The sequence below is a fragment of the Martinezella sp. CNPSo 3890 genome (assembly GCF_057784455.1).
This window is the reverse complement of the sequence record NZ_JBXSOR010000013.1, coordinates 63886-78348: the sequence shown is the minus strand read 5'-3', so window position 1 is coordinate 78348 and position 14463 is coordinate 63886. Positions and strand designations below refer to the sequence as shown.

The 14463-nt window shown below is 58.2% G+C and carries 10 protein-coding genes; 9 read left to right on the top strand and 1 reads right to left on the bottom strand.

Annotation, left to right across the window (positions count from 1 at the left end):
* Positions 1–17: 17 nt before the first annotated feature.
* Complete coding sequence (locus AC13RC_RS25055; RefSeq protein WP_488558777.1) at positions 18–959, bottom strand: LysR family transcriptional regulator; 942 nt, start codon at positions 957–959, stop codon at positions 18–20.
* 117 nt (positions 960–1076) lie between these two features.
* Here AC13RC_RS25055 and AC13RC_RS25050 point away from each other — a divergent pair, with 117 nt between their 5' ends.
* The 9 genes from AC13RC_RS25050 to AC13RC_RS25010 all read left to right on the top strand — a co-directional run bounded on the left by AC13RC_RS25050 (position 1077) and on the right by AC13RC_RS25010 (position 14444).
* Positions 1077–2099 (top strand): zinc-dependent alcohol dehydrogenase family protein, encoded by a 1023-nt coding sequence (locus AC13RC_RS25050; protein WP_488558776.1) that lies wholly within the window; start codon positions 1077–1079, stop codon positions 2097–2099.
* Between the two features lie 75 nt (positions 2100–2174).
* Positions 2175–3599 (top strand): amidase, encoded by a 1425-nt coding sequence (locus AC13RC_RS25045; protein ID WP_488558775.1) that lies wholly within the window; start codon positions 2175–2177, stop codon positions 3597–3599.
* 53 nt (positions 3600–3652) lie between these two features.
* On the top strand, positions 3653–4336 hold the full coding sequence (locus AC13RC_RS25040) for a glutathione S-transferase family protein (RefSeq protein ID WP_488558774.1): 684 nt from the start codon (positions 3653–3655) through the stop codon (positions 4334–4336).
* Positions 4337–4747: 411 nt separating this feature from the next.
* Entirely contained in the window at positions 4748–6631 is a 1884-nt protein-coding gene (locus AC13RC_RS25035; protein ID WP_488558773.1) for a methyl-accepting chemotaxis protein, read from the top strand.
* 258 nt (positions 6632–6889) lie between these two features.
* Entirely contained in the window at positions 6890–8044 is a 1155-nt protein-coding gene (locus AC13RC_RS25030; RefSeq protein ID WP_488558772.1) for an acyl-CoA dehydrogenase family protein, read from the top strand.
* A gap of 68 nt (positions 8045–8112) precedes the next feature.
* Positions 8113–9201 carry a substrate-binding domain-containing protein gene (locus AC13RC_RS25025; RefSeq protein WP_488558771.1) on the top strand — a complete coding sequence of 363 codons (1089 nt, stop codon included), beginning with the start codon at positions 8113–8115 and terminating at the stop codon, positions 9199–9201.
* Between the two features lie 81 nt (positions 9202–9282).
* Positions 9283–11778, top strand: a complete 2496-nt coding sequence (locus AC13RC_RS25020; RefSeq protein WP_488558770.1) for an ATP-binding cassette domain-containing protein — start codon at positions 9283–9285, stop codon at positions 11776–11778.
* On the top strand, positions 11778–12752 hold the full coding sequence (locus AC13RC_RS25015) for an ABC transporter permease (RefSeq protein ID WP_488558769.1): 975 nt from the start codon (positions 11778–11780) through the stop codon (positions 12750–12752). The genes AC13RC_RS25020 and AC13RC_RS25015 overlap by 1 nt, the downstream gene beginning before the upstream one ends.
* An 87-nt stretch (positions 12753–12839) precedes the next feature.
* Positions 12840–14444, top strand: coding sequence for a long-chain fatty acid--CoA ligase (locus AC13RC_RS25010; RefSeq protein ID WP_488558768.1), 1605 nt, complete (start codon positions 12840–12842; stop codon positions 14442–14444).
* Positions 14445–14463 lie beyond the last annotated feature (19 nt).

Here is a 14463-nt window from a genome sequence, read left to right as displayed (position 1 = left end):
GCGCTCCGCTATCTGTATCAACGTTTTGCCGGCAACCTCGCTGAAAACGCATCCGTTGGTAGCTCGTGTCGCAAGCGACGGGTCGCAAACTCGACAAAGGCCCGCAGCTTTGGAAGAGACTGGCTGCGGCTCGGATAATAGAGGCTAAGACCGGGGACATGCCTTGAGAAGGGGTCGAGAACGGAGATGAGGCTGCCGTTTTCCAAGAACTCGGCGATGAGTGACCTGACAATATAAAGAATACCGACGCCACGCAGGGCTGCGCGAATACTCGCTTCGTAGTCGTTGACAATAAGTGGCCCGTCGACGCCGACGCGCAGACTTTGCTCGTCTTTTGAAAATTCCCAAGTGTGTGCAATCTGACCATTGCGACGCATAAGGATCGCTGGAAGCTTTTGCAGATCGGCAGGTCTTGTCGGCGTCCCGTAGCGCTCAAATACGTCCGGTGTGCCGACGACGACATATTTCTGCGGCTGCGTCAGCCACGTGGACACCATGTCGACCTCGATTGTATGTCCGAGACGAATTCCGGCGTCGAAGCCTTGATCGACAATATCGACCAATTCGTCCTCACCAACGAGTTCGAGACTGATCTTCGGAAAGGCGTGGCTAAATTCAGGGAGGAGTTGATTGATGAGCAAGGAAACCGTCGGACGCGGCGCATTGATGCGTAAGTGGCCACTGGGTTGCTCTCCAAGGTCACGGGCAGCATCGAGACCAGCTTGGAACATATCCGCGGCCGGCTTTGCATGGGCAAGCAGTTGCTGGCCTGCTTCCGTCAGGCTGACACTTCGCGTGGTGCGGGACAGAAGAGGGGCGCCGACGCGGTGCTCAAGGGACCGTATAGCCTGGCTGACGGCCGAGGGGGTTACACCGAGTTCCCTTGCAGCCGAGCGAAAGCCCTTCTGTTCTGCAACGGCGAGAAATATCGCCAAACCGTCCAGTTCGACCTGATTCATTGTTAAGTTCCACAGTACAGCCTGATCAAATAAGGGCGTATTATCAAACAGTATATCGCGTGTCATATCTGAATCAAGCGATCAGCGCGCTGATCAACCGCCCCTTGAAAAGAGTGCATGCAGATGTCGAACCTGGAAACCGAAGCCTACCGACTAATGACGCCGGGCGATCCTGCCAGCCTTTCCCGGGTTGTCGAATCTATCAAAGGCCCAGGTCCGGGCGAGGTGGCTGTGCGCATTCATGCCAACGCGCTTAATGCCCGTGATCTCGCAGTCTTGAACGGGCGCTACCCGTTTCCGTCGAAGCCGGGCGTCATCCCGCTTTCCGATGCCGCGGGCGAGGTCGTTGCGGTGGGCGAGGGCGTGACGCGCTTTGCAGTTGGCGACCATGTCGTCAACTCGTTTTATCCGCAGTGGTTTGGCGGCCCGTTGCGCGTCCGCCCGACGCAGTTCGCAACTACGGTTGACGGCTGGCTTTCGACGCACCGTGTCATCTCTGCAGAAGCGCTGTCGCGCATGCCTGCGCATCTGAGTTTCGAGGAAGCGGCGACTCTTCCGTGCTCGGCCGTGACCGCTTGGTCCGCGCTGCAAGGCGTTAACCCAGGTGATACCGTTCTCACGCAAGGTTCCGGCGGCGTCGCGCTGTTTGCCATCAAACTTGCTCGTGCGCTGGGCGCGCGTGTCATTGCCACAACGACGTCTGCCGACAAGGCCGACCGTCTGAAGGCACTCGGTGCCAGCGATGTTATCGATGTCCGAGCCATCCCTGAGTGGTCACAGGTCGCAAAGGAACTGACGTCAGGCCTGGGTGTGGATCGGATCATCGAGGTTGGCGGCCCTAGAACGCTTCTGCAGTCGATGCAGGCGGTTGGCTACCACGGGCAGGTCTCGATTGTCGGCGCATTGACCGCGGGGGGTGATCAGCCGCCGGTCGATTTCATGCGTTTGTTCATCAGCCAGGCACGCTACGAATGCATCGGCGTTGGCAGTCGTTCTGATCTTGAGGAGATGATCCGCACGATTGCCAATCACAAGATCCATCCGGTTATCGATTCTAGTTTTGCCTTTGCCGAATTTGACAAGGCACTTGCACGCCTTGGCGGACGCAACGTCTTCGGCAAGGTGGTCATCAGGCACTAGGGGCCGGCTCTGGCCGTTGCGCATTTCTGCGGCTTGTCCGCAGCAACAATGAACGAAGGCCAAGGAGAAAAGACCATGAGCAACGACCAGATCGCGACTGACGCGCTGTACTACCGGGATGCCACAGCCATGGCGGCATTGATCCGCACAAAAGCCGTGTCGCCTGTGGAGATTGTCATCTCCCATCTTGAGCGGATCGAAGCTGTAAATGGCAAGGTCAATGCGATTGTTACCCTGCTTGCCGATCAGGCCCTCGAGGGCGCCAAGCGAGCAGAACAGGCGGTGATGGACGGCGACGAACTCCCGCCGCTTCATGGTGTCCCCTTTACGATCAAGGACGTTATCGATCTTGGCGGCGTGCTTACGCATGGCGGGTCGAAGCTGCTCGCTGGCAATGTCGCGCAAAAGGATGCCCCGTCGGTTGCGCGAATGAAGTCGGCTGGTGCGATCCCGCTTGCCAAGACGAATGTGCCGGAATTTTCGTGCTGGACCGAGACCGATAATCTGGTGACGGGACGGACCAACAATCCCTGGAACCTCGATCGTACGCCAGGTGGATCGAGTGGCGGTGAATCTGCCAGCATTGCAGCCGGCATGTCGCCAATGGGACTTGGCTCGGACGTTGCAATTTCGGTGCGCGGGCCAGCAGCGTTGACTGGCATCGTCGGTCTGAAGCCGACGCATGGTCGAGTGCCGTATACTGGTCACATCCCAAACTTTCTAAGCCGCTATTGGCATATCGGTCCGATGGCAAGAAGCGTCCGGGATGTCGCGACGATGTTTGACCATCTCAAGGGGTCGGACGGCATCGATCCCTATTCGATCTACGCCCGAAATGCCACAGCTGCCCAGCAGCCGCTTGCGGGACGTCCGGTGCGCATCGGCGTGTTGTCGAGGGCATTTGGTCCGACAGACCCTGAGATCGTGGCAGCCGTCGAGGCCGCAGGCACGCTTTTGGAAGGGCTCGGCCACGAGGTCGAAACCGCACGAATTCCGCTATTGGAAGAAAACAATTTCGTCGGACCGGCGAACATCCTTTTCCTTGGGGAACTCCTTGACGATTTCCGCCGCCTTGTTGCTGGCCGGGAAGACGATCTCCATTTCATCGGGAAGTTCTTTGCCGAGGCGCAGGACCCGTCCCTTAAGGACTACATTGCTGCCCAAGCGCTGATGGTGCAGCTGAAGTCGGCCTTTGCGGCCTACTTCGAGACATTCGACGTTCTTCTGTGCCCGGTTATTCCGTTCACCGCGCCTCCTCATCAGCTACCAGAACTGGTCGTCGATGGCCAGACGATCGATGCAAGCCAGATGATGCGTGCAACTTGTCCGTTCAACTTGACGGGGCTTCCGGGGCTGTCGGTTCCCTTTCGAATGAGCTCGGAACACCTTCCGATCAACGTTCAGCTCGTCTCGCGTTGGCTTGACGAGGACACCATCCTACGGATTGGAGCGCTGATCGAAAGCGCCAGTACCGTGTGGGAAACGGCTCCGCCGCTTTGAAGATACCCCTAGCTGCGGAAATAGCGACGCTAACCCTAGACAGAGGCTAACCAATGAAAATTTACGATCGTCCAGGCTTTCCGAACCCGACGCGCATCCGCATTGTCGTTGCACAGAAGGATCTCGAACCGAAGGTCGAGTATGTGCCTATCGACTTGATGGCGGCTGAACACAAGCAGCCGGCCTTCCTGGCGAAAAACCCTGCGGGCGTTCTTCCTGTTCTGGAACTCGATGACGGCACTCTGATCTCCGAGTGCACCGCCATCACGGAATATCTCGACAATCTCGACGGGAAGCCGCAACTGACGGGCAGGACGGCAAAGGAAAAGGGCATCATCCACATGATGCAGCGCCGCGCCGAAGCGTTCGTGCTGGATCCGCTTGGCGTCTTCTTCCATCATGCTACACCCGGACTTGGACCGGCGCTGGGGGCCTTCAAAAGCCCGGAATGGGAAGCTCGCGCCGAGATGGGTGCTCGCGAAGGCGAGAAGGCGAAGGAAGGGCTGAAATACTTCAATGGCGTCCTGGAGAAGCAGACGTTTCTCGCCGGCGACGAATTCTCGATGGCGGATATCACGCTCCTTGCCGGACTTGCCTTTGCCGAAGCGCTCGGGATCGTTCCCCCTGACCTGGGCGCTATCAAGCGCTGGCAGGAGCGTGTCGCTGACATTCCGGCGGTGAAGAACCGGAGTGGTCAGACATTCCTGCCCGAAGATCTCAAGCGAATGGGTTATTGATCGTTTGCCCGAACACCAGACGACTAATCGCGCGTGAGACATTGGCGCGCCGCGGAACCCAGGAAGCGCAGCGCGCCACTTCCGCCGACACGTTGCCCTACAGGAATGGCCACCGTTCAGTCTGCCTACTCAGGTTGTATAGCAACAGCGGGATTATTAGTCCGACTAAGTATGAGATGCCTTTTCCGCTTCGACACCTTGAATGATTCGAAGCCAGGCATTTGAGGACAGAGGCGCTGGTTTTCGCGAGGAACCCAACCTCTTCCACGAACACACCTGCCTACAGCAGTGTCAAGGCTGCTGCGCTTGTAAGGCTGCGTCCTCTCGACATCAAGCCATCGCCTTCAAGGGTTCGACGCATGTTGGTCGGGTCGAACCTCGGGTCATCAACCAAGCGTTGGGAAGCTAGAAATGCTGATGCGAAATCTGAAAATTCGTTCGAAAGTCCTCTGCGTATTCGTGCCGACTTGTCTGGTTGGCATCGGGGGAATTCTTCACACATCCAACAACTTCTACGCTGCAGGCGCGGTCTACTCGACCTTTATCGAGAAAGATGCGCGCGCCGAAATCAACGTAGCGATTGCGAGTCAGCGGCTGCTAGCGCTTGCCTATGACTTCAGTCTGATGCAGCGTTACGGCCGGGATTCCGACACCGGAAAGGCGGCCGGCGAAGACTTCGCCAAGAACAAGGAACGGCTGTTCCAGTTGCTGGCCACGGCTTCCAAGAGCTATCCGGAAGAAGCCAAAACCATCGATGGCTTTGCTGGCGATGCACATGATATTGTTGCCGTTGCCGACGATGTCATCGACACCAATCTGGTCGGGCAGGATGCTTCAGGCGAGGCGCTGCTGACGATCGACCTCAAGCTCGCGGCGCTTCTTCCAAAAATGCGTCAATGGATCAATCAATCGAGTGACAAAATCGACAGCAAGAATGAACAGCTGCGAAAGGAAACAAGCACGTCGATCGTCTATTCATTGGCCGGGCTGAGTTTCGTTTTCATGCTGGGCATTGCTCTGGCGATGCTGATCAGCAAGCGCGAAATAACCGGTCCTATCGATAAACTGCGCTTGCGCATGCTCAGCCTTGCATCAGGCGATACGGATGAGCCGATCTATGGTCTGGGGCGCCGGGACGAGCTCGGAAGCATGGCTTCGGCCGTCAAAACTTTCCAGGACAATGCAATCGAGCAACTGCGACTTGAACGTGACGCTCGAGCCGCCCGGACTGCGGCGGAGGCCGAAAGGACCAGCCGAGAACAGGAAAAGGCGCGTGAGGCCGCAGAAATAAAGCTGGCTGTTGAGGGTGTTGGCGCCGGTCTGCTTGCGCTTGCCAACGGAAAACTGACGCATCGCATCGAGGGATCTTTTGCAGGCAGTCTCGATGCAATTCGAGTGCATTTCAACCAGGCTGTGGAAGGTTTGGCTAGAACACTTTCGACGATCAGCCAGTCCGTCGGCTCGATCAGCGCTGGTGCAAACGAGATCCGCTCTGCCGCCGACGATCTCGCGAGGCGCACCGAGCAGCAGGCCGCCTCGGTCGAGCAGACATCGGCAGCGCTCCAGCAGATCACGGAAACAATCAAGAGCTCGTCAGGGCGGCTAGAAAAGGTCGGTGAACTTGTGGCCCATACCCGCGACGGTGCGGCCACCTCTACCGTTCTTGTTGAGGACGCGGTCGCCGCGATGCAGAAGATCGCAAAATCCTCTGCCGAAATAACGGCAATCATCGGCTTGATCGAAGACATCGCGTTCCAGACCAATCTGCTTGCTCTGAATGCCGGCGTCGAGGCCGCGCGTGCGGGAGAGGCTGGGAAGGGGTTCGCCGTGGTCGCGCAGGAGGTGCGGGAGCTGGCACAACGCTCTGCCGCTGCTGCTAAGGAGATCAAGGGGTTCATTGATATTTCCGTGGGCGATGTATCAACCGGCGTCGCTCTTGTCGGAAAGACCGGACAGTCGCTGCAACAAATTAATGACGAGGTGCAGGACGTCAGCGGGCACGTTGTGGCCATTGTCGAGACTGCACGCGAACAGTCGCACAGCTTGCGCGAGATCAGCACGGCGGTCAGCACGATTGACCAGGGTACACAGCAGAATGCGGCCATGGTTGAGCAGTCGAACGCTGCGACCCACAATCTTGCAAAAGAGGCAACGAAGCTTGCAGGTCTGTTGATGCAGTTCGACTTCGGCAATCCCCGTCCGGATGCCGCGCCGACCGGTCAGGATGCAGGGTGGCACGACGCAGTGCTCACACAATCTGAAAATGTGGTCAGGGCCTTCCCAAGGCGCTCCTGATGTGGCGCGCCCCATACCGGCATGATCGTAGGGCACACCTTTCTCGAAATGGGGCGCACCATCCCCTGTGACCCAACCCATTCCTGCTAGGCATGCCTCCGGCCACCAATGAATTGGACGGGTGGACGTTGGTGAGGCCTAATCCAACGGGGATGAGGAACTGAACGAAACTGTCGGCCCAAGAAAAGCCGGGCGCTGCTGATGGCTCAAGGGCCCAGAGGTTGTGGCGCAAAAAATGCGGTTTCGGAGGAGGTGACAATGAGACGGCGCATCTTCGAGGCGGAACATGAGATGTTCCGGAACACAGTTCGCAAGTGGGCGGAGGAAGAGGTATTTCCCCATTCGGCGGCTTTCAGGAAAGCTGGGATGGTCAGCCGCGATATTTGGCGCAGCGCCGGGGCTCAAGGTTTTCTCGCCATGTTCGCCGACGAACGTTACGGGGGGCTGGGCCTCGACGATTTTCGGTACGACATGGTCCTGTGCGAAGAACTCGCGCCTCGCGAGAATGGCCTGTATATACCATTGCACAATCGGATTGTAGCGCCATACATCTACAAGTTCGGGGATGAGGATCAGCGGCAGCTTCTTATGCCCGGAATTATCTCGGGACAGACAATTCTTGCCATTGCGATGACCGAGCCGGACACCGGTTCGGATCTGGCAGGCATTAGAACGCGTGCCGTCGACAAGGGTGATCATTGGGTTCTCAATGGGTCGAAGACCTATATCTCCAATGGTATCCTTTCGAGTGTTGTGGTTGTTGTGGCGCGCACCAACGCAGACAGCCGTCATGGTCTTGGCCTTTTCATCGTCGAAGAAGGCATGGAAGGTTTCAGTCGAGGCAAGCGTCTCGAGAAGATTGGACTGAAGTCGCAGGACACAGCCGAACTTCACTTCGATAACGTTCGGGTTCCTAAACGGAACGTGCTCGGTGATCCCGAGGGCGGATTCCGGATGCTGGTCGAGAACCTTGCAGAAGAGCGGCTGATGGCTTCGGTGCAATTCATCTCGCACGCCCAGCGCGCCTTTGACATCACGCTCGATTTCATCAAGACACGAACCGCCTTTGGCAAACCGATCGGTCAGTTTCAGAATTCCCGCTTCAAGATGGCGGAGCTAAAGGCCAAGCTCGACAGTGGTTGGGCCTTTGTCGACCATTGCGCATCAGAACACCTGGAAAAGACCCTGTCCGCCGACATGGCAGCCGAGGCGAAGCTGGTCACCTCGGAGACAGAGGGCCTTGTCATCGACGAATGCCTACAGCTGCACGGCGGCGCCGGCTTCATCGAAGAATACGAGATCGCGCGCATGTATGGCTCGGCGCGCGTGAGCCGGATCTATGCCGGAACATCGGAAATCATGAAGGAGATTATCGGCCGAGGCCTTGGCCTGGACGACAGGGTCCGGACCTGAAGCACACCGGCGGGGAGGCCGGCGAAACGGGTAGGATTTGAGATGCTCTAACGGGAGGAAATATGAGCATGGCAAGACATTCACGCACGATAAGAGTTGTTCGAATGGCGGCATGCGTGGCCACGGTTGCCGGCATGGCGATCGGCACGTCCGCAATGCGGGCGAGCGCTGCTGACGGGGCTGCGGCATTCTGCGGCACGAAGCCGTTGAAGATCGCATTGGCGAGCGGGTTCAACGGCAATTCCTGGCGGCAGATCACGAGAGCAGAGCTGGAAGACGAGGCTTCCAAGTGCAAGAATATCTCGGAAGTCCTCTACACTGACGGCCAGCTCAATCCGCAGAAATCGATCTCCGATATTCAGGGCCTCGTCGCTCAGGGTGTCGATGCCATTGTGATTTATCCCGATGCCGGTCCGGCTCTCATCCCGGCCCTGCGGTCGGCCTTCAAGGATGGTGTCAGCGTCGTGCCCTATGTGTCGGACCCAGGCGGAAAAGTCGGCAGGGATTTTACGGATCTCGTCGTGCCTGATAACAAGGCGATCGGCACGCTGTTTGCCGAATGGATGGCAAAACGGTTGCATGACAAGGGTACTGTCGTTTTTTTCGGCGGAACGCCCGGCAACCCCGTAGACCAGTCCATTTACAACGCTGCCCTTGCCTATTTCGAGACCAAGCCGGACATCAAGCTGGTCGGGGGCGTGCAGACAACGAATTATACGGCCGCCGAAGCGCAGAAGGCGATGACCGGTCTGATTGCGCAATACCCTCAGATCGATGGAATTCTGTCGTCCTACGGCGGATCCACTGTTGGCGCGCTGCGCGCGCTCATCGGTGCCGGCAGGCCCCTCGTGCCGATCGCAACGACAGATATCAACGACCTCGGATGTGCATTCCAGGAGTACAAACCGGGCAACCCGACTTTCGAACTGATGACGGTCGGCTCCTATACCTGGCAAAGCCGCGCGGCGCTCCGCAAGGCGGTTGCTGCCGCTGCGGGTGTTGCCTTTGATGAACCCTCTGTCGAAGAGCCTCGCGTGCTTGAAGATTCGACGCTTTCCGACAAGCAGCCGCGCTGTGACAAGAGTCTGCCTCTCGATGTCCCACTGTCCGCGAACCTGACGCAAGATCAGCTCAAGGCGTTGTTTTCCAAGAAGTGATCTCTAGGTCGGGCGGGCCGTCGTCTGCCGGACCTTCAGTCCATTCAGGGCATCAGAACGGGTGGGATATCGATGCACAACATGGTTTATTTGGACAATGCGCCCGGACAGGGCGAAGCCCGCGAACCGCAGCAGTTGAGCCTGTCGGCAATCGAAAAGTCGTTTTCCGGTGTACGGGCGCTCAAGTCTGTCGATTTCAGCGTGCTTCGCGGTGAAATTCACGCGATCGTCGGAGAAAATGGGGCGGGCAAATCGACACTGATGGGGGTCGCCGCCGGCGACCTGAAGGCAGATGCCGGCACTGTGAAGATTTGCGGCCGCAATGTCGGTCTTCTGTCAGCGGGCGAAATTGCGTCCCTTGGATTGGCGATCGTTCATCAGCACCCGGCACTGCTTCCCGGGCTCACTGTCACCGAAAATTTTCTTGTCGGCCTGCCTGAACCGGTACGCCCGCCGATTTCGCGCGCAAAGGAATGGACGAGGCGGCAGCTTCGCGACTGGGCGCCTGCAATCAATCCGTCGAGCAGGGTTGCCGATCTATCGCTAGCTGATCAACATCTGATCAGCCTCGCAAAGGCCCTCGCGACCAACCCGAAAGTCCTCATTTTGGACGAACCGACGGAACATATGGATCGCGATGAGGTGGAACGTCTGTTTGGAAGAATCCGCGCGCTAGCGGCTCAAGGCTGCGCGATCGTCTACATTTCGCACCGCATTCATGAGGTGAAGGCGATTGCTGAGCGGATCACGGTCCTTCGCGACGGACGAGCACAGGGTATCTTCGACGCAAGAACGGTCAGTGAGGCCGAGATCATCAATCTCGTCGTCGGCCGGACACTGGACGCAGCCTTTCCACCAAAGCCGCAGCAAATTGATCGGACGGCACCACCGTTGCTCGAAATTTCCGATCTGTCCGGGCCTGGCTTTTCGCAGATATCGCTGAATGTCTGGCGCGGAGAGATCATAGGCCTGGCCGGAATAGACGGCAACGGACAGCGGGAATTTTTGAGAGGACTTGCGGGGCTTCTGCCGGTCGCCGGCACAGTGCAGGACGGAAAGCGTCGCCAGCCGGTCCAGAACATTACGTACGTCCCGCGCGACAGACACCGAGAGGGCCTCGCGATGTCGCTCTCGGTGGGAAAGAATGCGGGCCTGATGTCGCTTGCACGTCGGGCAATCGGTGGCTTTGTATCGTCCGGCCGGGAACGCCTCGCCGTTTCGAGCCAGGTTTCGGCCCTGTCGATCAAGGTCCCCGCGATTGGCGCACCGGTCAGAAACCTATCAGGTGGCAATCAGCAGAAGGTTGTGATCGCCAGAACCCTAATGAACGGTCCCTCTGCGCTTCTTGCGGACGAACCATCGCAGGGCGTCGATGCTGGCGCACGGTTCGACATTTATTCCATCCTGAGAAAGAAAGCAGATGAGGGTGTCGCGGTCGTGATCGCATCGACGGACGCGACAGAACTTGCGGGATTGTGTGACCGTGTTCTGGTGTTTTCCCGCGGAGGCATTGTTCGCGAGCTTACCGGCATCGACGTAACGGAAAAAAACATCACTGAGGCGGCGTTGACATCTGTGGCACATCGCAAGAGTCGCGGGGTGGGCGTGCGGCAGTCCCTTGGCAGCCGTTTTCTTGGCTCGGACTACATGCCAGGGGCGGTGCTGCTTGCGATCGTACTCGCGCTGGGGCTCTACGCTTCGCTGATAAGCCCGTACTATCTCATGCCCAGGAACCTTGGCAATGTACTCATGCTTTTGACGCCATTGATCTTCCTGACGCTAGCACAGATGCTGGTGTTGATGACGGCAGGGATTGATCTGTCGGTCGGCCCGGTTGCGGGTCTCGTCACGGTAATCTGTTCCTTCTTCCTGATAGAGGGATGCTCCACTGCTGGAATGACGACGGGTTTGGGGCTTGCGTTGCTGGCCTGTGCAAGCGTCGGCTTCTTGAACTGGTTCCTGATACGAAGGGCAATGATCACGCCTGTCATCGCGACGCTTGTCACATTCATGTCGATCCGTGGTGTGTCGCTCTGGCTTCGCAACGTCCCCGATGGCCTGATTGACGGTCGGATCACCGACTGGCTTGGGGCAAGGGCAAGCTTTGTTCCAGTTGCCTTCATCGCAGCCATTGCCATGGCCGTCGCTCTGGAGATTGCCTTGCGCCGAAGCCGTTGGGGTTTGAGCCTGCGTGCCAGCGGGTCAAACGAGGCGAATGCTCGCAAGTCGGGGGTCAATGTCGATCTGACGGTTCTGACAGCCTATGTCGGTTCAGCTCTCCTGAGCTTCTGCGGCGGGCTGATGCTGATGGCGCAGATCGGTGTCGGCGATGCGGGAGCAGGCGTGAGCTACACGCTGAGCAGCATAACGGCCGTCGTTCTCGGTGGCGCAAGTCTGCTTGGCGGACGCGGGTCGTTCTTCTGTGCTGTCATGGGTGCAGTTCTCGTCCAACAGATCGTCAATGTCACGACATTCATCAAGCTGGATTCGGCATGGCAGTTCTGGCTTATCGGACTGTTGATCATCGGGGCGGCCCTTGCCTACTCGCGTCTGGCAAACGTCAAAAGGGGGGTGTGATGATTGATATCAGGAAGATTACCACTGGCGGCCCGTTCGGAGCGATCTGGCTCGCGACAGGCTTGCTTTTCATCGTCTGCGGTTTGATCTATCCGCGCAGTCTTGCCTACTCGTCTCTGCTTGCGATGCTGCCGTTTGCTTCCGTGCTTGCAATCGTTGCGGCAGGCCAGACTCTGGTGGCGCAGCAGGGGGGTATCGACCTCAGCGTTCCAGGTATGGTGTCTCTTGCGGCGGTTCTGGTTACCAAGGTTCCCGATCAGAATCCATCTCTGGTCCTGCCGGCGATCATCGTCGCGGTAGGCGGTTGCGCCGTGGCCGGGACGCTGACCGGTCTCTGTGTTGCACTTGGGCGTATAACACCGATCGTCGCGACCTTGGGAATGAACGCGTTGCTGCTTGGCTCGGTGCAATGGTATTCAGGCGGCTTTCCAACGCCGGTCAGTCCTGCGTTCAGCGCCTGGGCCGTCAGCCAGATACGCTACATTCCTGCGATCGCAGCAGCTGCTGCGCTCTTTATCGCTACCCTACATCTTGTCACGCGCGCAACGGTGATTGGCAGGAGATTTGAAGCTGTCGGAGCGAACCCGGCTGCCGCGGCCGCGTCGAACATACGTGTCACGCGCTATGTCATCGTGGGCTATGCTGCGGCGGGCGCGTGCTATGCCTTCGGCGGCGTCCTGTTGGCCGCCTATCTCAAGACGCCGGATTTGTTTGTCGGCGAAGACTATTTGCTGCCCTCGGTCGCCGCGGTGGTGCTCGGCGGCACGGCGCTGACCGGCGGTTTGGGAAGCGTTGTCGCAAGTGCCGTGGCTGCAATCTTTCTTGGTCAACTGGGCCAGGTGGTTCTCAGTGTCGGCGCGCCCACGCCGGTTCAATGGATCATCCAGGCAGCAACGATCGCGGTTGGGATGGCAGCACGCCAAGAGAACGTGCGACGTCGTGTGTGGCAGACGGTATCACTGAAAAAGCCGTGATCGGATCAGGGTTTTGAAGAACCATGCTGTCGACATTCTCCAAATGAGCCGGTGAAAGACGAGCGTGAAAAGACGGGAGGAGGAAGAATGAAATCCACGATGATGTTTGGGACGCTGTCGGTGAATTCGATTCTTGACCGAATGGAAAAACTGTTCGGGATGGCAACCGTCACCTCCGTTATGCCCGACAAGAGCCTACGGCGCCATTCCTACGGCGATATTGCCCGACGGGTCAAAGCATTGGCACACGCTTTAAGATCGATCGGCGTCGAGCCCGGTGCGCGCGTTGCTACATTGTGCTGGAATCACCATATCAATCTGGAATGCTATTTTGGCATACCGCTTGCCGGTGCAGTCATGCACACATTGAACCTTCGGCTGAGCGGTGACGAGATCGCCTGGATCGCGCGTCACGCAGAAGCCGAGATCCTCGTCGTCGATGACGTCCTCCTGCCTCTCTACCGCGAAGTCGCAAAGGAATATTCCTTCAAGCACGTGATTGTTGTCAGATTCAACGATGAAACTGGCGAACCCGACCTCACGTCCTACGACAACTTCATCAATCCGTTTCTCGATCGACCATTTGAGGTCCTTCCTCACGATGAGAACGACGCTATCGCAATGTGCTACACGTCCGGTACCACGGGCCGGCCCAAGGGCGTCGCCTATTCCCATCGCTCGACCGTGCTTCATACGCTCGCCGCAATAGCACCGGACTACTTCGACATTGGCTGCAACGACGTCGTTCTGCCTGTCACGCCGATGTTTCATGCCAACTGTTGGGGTATTCCCTATGCAACGGCTATGACGGGTGCGGATCTCGTCCTGCCCGGTCCGCATTTGCATGCCGAAGATCTCTTGAACCTGATCTCGGAGACGCAGCCGACCCTTGCACTCGGCGTACCGACGATCTGGCTTTCGCTGATCCAGACGCTGAAAGCCTCACCGGATCGGTGGCAGTTCCCACCCAACATGCGCACCCTTGTAGGGGGAGCACCGACGTCGGAAAATATGGCACGCGAATTCATGGAGCGCGGCGTCAAATGGCTCGGTGCATGGGGCATGACTGAGACCTCTCCGCTCGGTACTACCAGTTTCATGCGCCCCGAGGTCAAGGACAGAAGCCCGGACGATCTGTTACGGCTGCGGATCAGGGCCGGAATTCCGGCGCCAATCATGGAGCTGAGGGTCGTCGGCGAAGACGGTGAAGTACCGTGGGACGATGAGAGTCTGGGCGAAGTTCAGGTCAGGGGGCCTGGGATTACAGGCGAGTACTACAAGCTCGCCGCTGGCCCCGATACCCATACAGCGGACGGATGGCTGCGCACGGGTGATATCGGTGCCATTGATCCGCTTGGCTACCTTCGCATTGCGGATCGCAAGAAGGACCTCATCAAGAGCGGCGGGGAATGGATCAGCTCGGTCGATATGGAAGTCGCGCTCATGCGTCACCCGGCGGTCAGCGAAGCCGCGGTGATCGCGGTTCCGGATGAGAAATGGACAGAGCGGCCACTCGCCTGTCTTGTCCTGAAGGCCGGTATGGATGTTTCCGCCGCGGAACTCAAAGCGCATCTGTCCACGGATTTTGCGAAATGGCAGCTCCCGGAACGGTTCGAATTTATCGACGCGATTCCGAAAACATCGATCGGGAAATACTCGAAGGTACGGCTGCGCGAACTTTTCCCGCGATGAAGCTCCGCGGCAATCACGG

What these genes read in the sequence shown, in the direction of transcription:
- AC13RC_RS25055 (WP_488558777.1), bottom strand. Translation starts at nt 959, where the DNA reads ATGAATCAGGTCGAACTGGACGGTTTGGCGATATTTCTCGCCGTTGCA.
- AC13RC_RS25050 (WP_488558776.1), top strand. Translation starts at nt 1,077, where the DNA reads ATGCAGATGTCGAACCTGGAAACCGAAGCCTACCGACTAATGACGCCG.
- AC13RC_RS25045 (WP_488558775.1), top strand. Translation starts at nt 2,175, where the DNA reads ATGAGCAACGACCAGATCGCGACTGACGCGCTGTACTACCGGGATGCC.
- AC13RC_RS25040 (WP_488558774.1), top strand. Translation starts at nt 3,653, where the DNA reads ATGAAAATTTACGATCGTCCAGGCTTTCCGAACCCGACGCGCATCCGC.
- AC13RC_RS25035 (WP_488558773.1), top strand. Translation starts at nt 4,748, where the DNA reads ATGCTGATGCGAAATCTGAAAATTCGTTCGAAAGTCCTCTGCGTATTC.
- AC13RC_RS25030 (WP_488558772.1), top strand. Translation starts at nt 6,890, where the DNA reads ATGAGACGGCGCATCTTCGAGGCGGAACATGAGATGTTCCGGAACACA.
- AC13RC_RS25025 (WP_488558771.1), top strand. Translation starts at nt 8,113, where the DNA reads ATGGCAAGACATTCACGCACGATAAGAGTTGTTCGAATGGCGGCATGC.
- AC13RC_RS25020 (WP_488558770.1), top strand. Translation starts at nt 9,283, where the DNA reads ATGGTTTATTTGGACAATGCGCCCGGACAGGGCGAAGCCCGCGAACCG.
- AC13RC_RS25015 (WP_488558769.1), top strand. Translation starts at nt 11,778, where the DNA reads ATGATTGATATCAGGAAGATTACCACTGGCGGCCCGTTCGGAGCGATC.
- AC13RC_RS25010 (WP_488558768.1), top strand. Translation starts at nt 12,840, where the DNA reads ATGAAATCCACGATGATGTTTGGGACGCTGTCGGTGAATTCGATTCTT.